This is a genomic window from Campylobacter concisus (assembly GCF_902460875.1).
Lineage (GTDB): Bacteria > Campylobacterota > Campylobacteria > Campylobacterales > Campylobacteraceae > Campylobacter_A > Campylobacter_A concisus_AA.
This window is the reverse complement of the sequence record NZ_CABPVR010000001.1, coordinates 135,394-140,283: the sequence shown is the minus strand read 5'-3', so window position 1 is coordinate 140,283 and position 4,890 is coordinate 135,394. Positions and strand designations below refer to the sequence as shown.

Genomic DNA, 4,890 nt, shown 5'->3' with positions numbered 1-4,890 from the left:
TAATTAATTTTTTGATTTTAAATGATTTTAAAAGAAAAAGGGGCTTTCGCCCCAAGGATTACGCAGCAGGATAAACAGAAACTTTTTTTCTATTTTTATCTAGTCTTTCGAATTTAACGAAACCGTCGATTAGCGCAAAAATCGTGTGATCTTTGCCTAGACCTACGTTGCTGCCCGCGTGAGTAGCGGTACCGCGCTGGCGGATGATGATGTTGCCCGCGCGAACGAATTCGCCGCCGAATTTTTTAACGCCTAAGCGTCGTCCGATACTATCTCGGTTATTCTGGGTTGAGCCTTGACCTTTTTTGTGTGCCATTTCTTATCTCCTTAAGCTGCGATACTTACGACTTTTACGCGTGTAAACTGTCTTCTAAAACCGCGTTTTAGTTTTGAGTCTTTGCGTCTGCGTTTTTTGTAAATAACGACTTTTTTATCCTTGCCCTCGTTTACGACTTCAAGAACGACTTTCGCACCCTTTACGAATGGCGCGCCTACCTTTACTTCACCGTCGTTTACGCACAAAACGTCCGTAATCTCGACTGATGATTTTGCTTCAGCACTGAAATGGTCAAGCTTAAGATATTCGCCTTCGCTGACGCGATACTGCTTGCCGCCATGCTTAAATATAGCGTATTTTGACATACTCTACCTTTCTAAAATTTGGTAAGACCAAAAAGCACTTTTTTGCAAAAGATTTATGGAGCTTTGTTGGTTGTAAGGTGTGAATATTAGCCAAAAGTTTATAAATTCTACTTTAATGCTCCTGATTTTATGATCTCATCGGCTAAATTTCTTATCATAGATGTATGATCTAAGAAAAATGTTTTGTCATTTGGCAAATGTGGCTGATATATCAGCGTCTTGGCTACTGGTGCACTTAAGATCACATTTATCAGTTCAAGCTCAGACGGAAAAACAAAATAAAGTTTTGGCTTGGGAATTTCATTTTGAAAGAGCCTCTTTGCGTAAAATTTACTAAAATTTTCATTTTTTGGTAGCTTTATCTCTTTAAAGAGTTCAAGCGGTAAAAAGTAGTAAGCTAAGGCATGAAGTCCGTGCGCGAAAATGTAGAGACGTTTTTCAAATTTGGGTGCATCTGTCCTGCCAAAAGTCGAGCAAAATTTCTGTAAATGCTCGCTCATAGCAGCCGTATCTTTTTCGTGTAGGGCAAGCATAAATTTAACCGCCTCTTTTTCATTTGCTGGCTTTTTAGACTCTGCAAAGGTGTGAGCCTTTTCTAGGGCAGGGGCGAGTAAATTTTCATCTTGCCAAAGCATCGCAGTGAGCAAATCATGCATAACACATAGAAATTTATAGCCGTTTTTGCTAGGTGGCAAGCCTTTTGGAAAGATCCTTGCCATACTATCTGTGTCGCCACAAGCGATAGCAAAAAACGCTGGTATGAGCTTCTCGCACTGATCGTATCCGCCGCTACATCCTGGGAGTAAATTTAGCTTAGCGTATTGAAAAATGAGATCATTTAGTGCCTCGGCGTCGCCCTCAGTTAGGCACCTTTCAAGGCAAAAGTCGTAGCGTCTAGCTCTTGAAAAAGAGAGTAATCGTATGAGCTCACATAAAAAGTCGTAATCGTTTAAGTTTTTCTCTTTTATCTGGGCGTAAATGCTTGCATATTCGTCTAAAAGTAGCTCTTCGTCGCTTTTTGGTGGTTTTTTGGTTTTGAAAATGTTAAATAAGCCTTCTAAAAATGACATTTTGCGTGCTCCTTATTTTTGCTAATTTTAGCCAAAAAGGCCTAATTTTCCACGTGCAAAAGGTGGCTTTAGCGGATAGTTTAACCGCATTTTGGCTATAATCGCCCCAAATTTAAGCAAGCTTAGGATAAAGATGGCAGGCGAAGATCAGGAAAAAACCGAAGAAGCGACCCCCAAAAAGATAGAAGATGCCAAAAAGGACGGCAACGTTCCCAAAAGTCAGGACCTAGCTGGGTTCGTGACCCTTGTCATTGCTATTGGCGTACTACTTGCGATGCTAAATTTTATGAAAGAACAGATCATCTCACTTTATATCTACTACTCAAAATTTATCGGTCAGCCACTTACCTTGCCAACTGTAAAAATGATCGTTGTAAATACCTTTGCAAGGTCACTTCTTATGATACTTCCAGTTTGTATCTGTGTGGCGATCGCTGGTGTAATCGCAAATGTAATGCAGTTTGGATTTATTTTTACCACAAAGCCTATAATGCCAAATTTTGGCAAGATAAATCCACTAAAGGGACTAAAAAATTTATTCTCGATGAAAAAAGTGATAGATAGCATCAAAATCGTGCTAAAAGTTAGTATCGTCTTTGGTGTTGGATTTTATTTTTTCCTGCAGTTTATAAAGGAGCTACCGCACACGCTCTTTTTTTCTATGTTTGATCAGCTTGCTTGGCTAAAAGAAAAGCTCATCATTCTTGTTAGTGTCATGCTTTTTATACTTTTCGTGATCGGACTTATCGACCTTCTTATCGTGCGTTTTCAATATTTTAAAGACCTTCGTATGAGCAAGCAAGAGATAAAAGATGAGTATAAGCAAATGGAAGGAGATCCTCAGGTAAAAGGCAGAATTCGTCAAGCGCAAATGCGTGCAGCCAAGCGTCGAATGATGCAAAATATCCCACAAGCTGACGTAGTCATCACAAACCCTACTCACTACGCCGTGGCGATAAGATATGATAAAAGTCGTGACGAAGCACCGATAATACTTGCAAAAGGTGTTGATTTTTTAGCACTACAAATCAAAAAAATAGCCGTTGAAAATGGTGTGCAAATTTATGAAAATCCACCACTCGCAAGAGAGCTTTATAAAATTTGTGAAGTCGATGATACGATACCAGCACATCTTTTTAGAGCCGTGGCCGAAGTGCTAAGCTTCGTTTATATGAGCAATAAACAAAAATTTAAAGATAAGCTTTGATAAATTCTACTCTTGCCACTAGAAATTACTAGCAGCAAGAGAATTTATCTATTATAGATATCCAAAAGCAGTTGCAAAAATATAGCCAAATATACAAGAGGATATAACACCAATAAGACCCGGAATGATAAAGCTGTGATTGATAACAAATTTACCAATATGTGTCGTACCGCTTCTATCAAACTGGATAGCCGCAAGGTCGCTTGGATATGTTGGCAGGATGTAGTATCCGTAGCAAGCTGGCGCAAAGGCTAAAATGATAGCAGGATTAACATCGATATTTAATGCTAATGGCACAAATGCAACCAAGGCTGCAGCTTGAGAATTTACAAATTTTGAGATAATCAAAAGCATAACCGCATAAGTCCAAGGGTGCTCTTTTACGATGCTTCCTAGCGCCTCCTTCATCATCGGAGTGTGCACTGCAAACATAGTCTCAGCCATCCAAGAGATACCAAAAACTGCAACAAGAGCGATCATACCTGATCTAAATATCTCGTTTTTACCGATCTTGCTAGCATCTGTTGGTGTAAAGATTAAAATGATAGCGCCAGTTAAAAGCATGAAAATTTGGATGACATGAACCATGCTTAGGCTTTTTGAAGATGCTTGTTTGTTGCTTATATTAATGTAAGCACCTTGGAATTCTTCTTTTGCACCTTTTTCATTTATATATGTTACTGCACCATCAGCTGTACGAGTAAGAGTTTGATTTGCATCTTTGCCGATGATTTTGACTGATTGAGCTTTTTGATTGGCATTTAGCTTATCGTTTGCTACTTTTAGCTCAGCCGCCTCTGTTTGGATGCTAGCGTCTTTTATTTTTAAGGTTTTTAAAACTTTTTGTTCAGTTGGAAGGTTAGCTATTACTTGAACGACCGTTGCGTCTTTGTAAGTAGTCCAGCTTGGACGAAGATCTTTAAAATATCCAAGAAGCGCAACTATAAGGATAGAGCCTAAAAATATCCACATCGCAGCCCATTGATACCCAGGAAGCTTTTTGCCTAAAAGTGTCGCACTATCGCCATAAACATATTTTTTAAACTCAGGATCTTGAAGCTTTGCTTGAAATACTTCGTCTTTATCAAGATCTTTGCCTCTAAACCAGCTAAAAATTCCTACCGCCAAAACACCGCAAAATGTTGATGGAATCGTAATCTTTAAAAGATCTAAATATCCATCAAAGCCAGCTAAGTGAGTTTTAGCATTAATAAGAAAGCTTGTAAGAGTTACAACAGCAACTGAAACTGGGCTAGCAATGATGCCCATTTGTGAAGCTATCGAGCTTGCTGCCATTGGTCGCTCTGGACGGATACCATTTTTGATAGCAATATCATAAACGATAGGAAGCACGGTATAAACAACGTGTCCAGTACCGCATAAAATAGTAAGCGTACATGTTACAAAAGGAGCCAAGATACTTACATATTTTGGATTTTTTCTAAGTATAGTTTCTGCTATTTGAAGCATAACATCAAGACCACCACTAGCTTGAAGCGTAGCACTTGCCACAACAACAGCAAGGATAGTTAGCATAACATCAATAGCTGGCTTACCAGGCTCGATATTAAATCCAAAAACGAGGACTATAAGACCGATACCGCCTAGCATACCAAGTGCGATACCGCCTTTTTTAGCTCCGTAGAACAAACAGATAAGGACGATGAGAAGCTGGATAGCAAACTGCATGCCTTCACTTAAATTCATGAGAAAATCCATGAAACCTCCTAAGTTAATATAAATTTAACTAAGATTATATCTCTTATGGATTTAGATTAAACTTATATTTTAAGGATAATTTGATACAAATATAACATTTTGATTAAGAAGGCTTATTTAGGATAAAATTTATAAGATTATCTCTTACAAATTTTTTATTGGATCTTGAATATTTTATTTGTCTTAGAATATATAAAATAAAAATAGCATTGTTCTATTTTAAATTTATTAATAATAAAAATTTATTTAAAT

General features: G+C 37.9%; 5 protein-coding genes. 1 reads left to right on the top strand and 4 read right to left on the bottom strand.

What is annotated here, in order from left to right:
* Positions 1-58: 58 nt before the first annotated feature.
* The 3 genes from rpmA to F3H01_RS00715 all read right to left on the bottom strand — a co-directional run bounded on the left by rpmA (position 59) and on the right by F3H01_RS00715 (position 1,712).
* Entirely contained in the window at positions 59-316 is a 258-nt protein-coding gene (gene rpmA, locus F3H01_RS00725) for a 50S ribosomal protein L27 (protein WP_002943616.1), read from the bottom strand.
* An 11-nt stretch (positions 317-327) separates the two neighbouring features.
* The gene (rplU, locus tag F3H01_RS00720; RefSeq protein ID WP_002947447.1) at positions 328-642 is read right to left on the bottom strand and encodes a 50S ribosomal protein L21; all 315 of its coding nucleotides are present in this window, start codon (positions 640-642) and stop codon (positions 328-330) included.
* A 107-nt stretch (positions 643-749) separates the two neighbouring features.
* Entirely contained in the window at positions 750-1,712 is a 963-nt protein-coding gene (locus F3H01_RS00715) for a hypothetical protein (protein WP_149724502.1), read from the bottom strand.
* 133 nt (positions 1,713-1,845) lie between these two features.
* On the opposite strand from F3H01_RS00715, the gene flhB reads away from it, so the two are divergent.
* Entirely contained in the window at positions 1,846-2,919 is a 1,074-nt protein-coding gene (gene flhB / locus F3H01_RS00710) for a flagellar biosynthesis protein FlhB (RefSeq protein ID WP_035167257.1), read from the top strand.
* Between the two features lie 51 nt (positions 2,920-2,970).
* Here flhB and F3H01_RS00705 read toward each other — a convergent pair whose 3' ends face one another.
* Entirely contained in the window at positions 2,971-4,638 is a 1,668-nt protein-coding gene (locus F3H01_RS00705) for an anaerobic C4-dicarboxylate transporter (protein ID WP_149724501.1), read from the bottom strand.
* Between the last annotated feature and the right edge of the window lie 252 nt (positions 4,639-4,890).

Excerpts from the sequence above, each read along its gene's own strand:
- rpmA (WP_002943616.1), bottom strand. The coding sequence starts at position 316 with ATGGCACACAAAAAAGGTCAAGGCTCAACCCAGAATAACCGAGATAGT.
- rplU (WP_002947447.1), bottom strand. The coding sequence starts at position 642 with ATGTCAAAATACGCTATATTTAAGCATGGCGGCAAGCAGTATCGCGTC.
- F3H01_RS00715 (WP_149724502.1), bottom strand. The coding sequence starts at position 1,712 with ATGTCATTTTTAGAAGGCTTATTTAACATTTTCAAAACCAAAAAACCA.
- F3H01_RS00705 (WP_149724501.1), bottom strand. The coding sequence starts at position 4,638 with ATGGATTTTCTCATGAATTTAAGTGAAGGCATGCAGTTTGCTATCCAG.
- flhB (WP_035167257.1), top strand. The coding sequence starts at position 1,846 with ATGGCAGGCGAAGATCAGGAAAAAACCGAAGAAGCGACCCCCAAAAAG.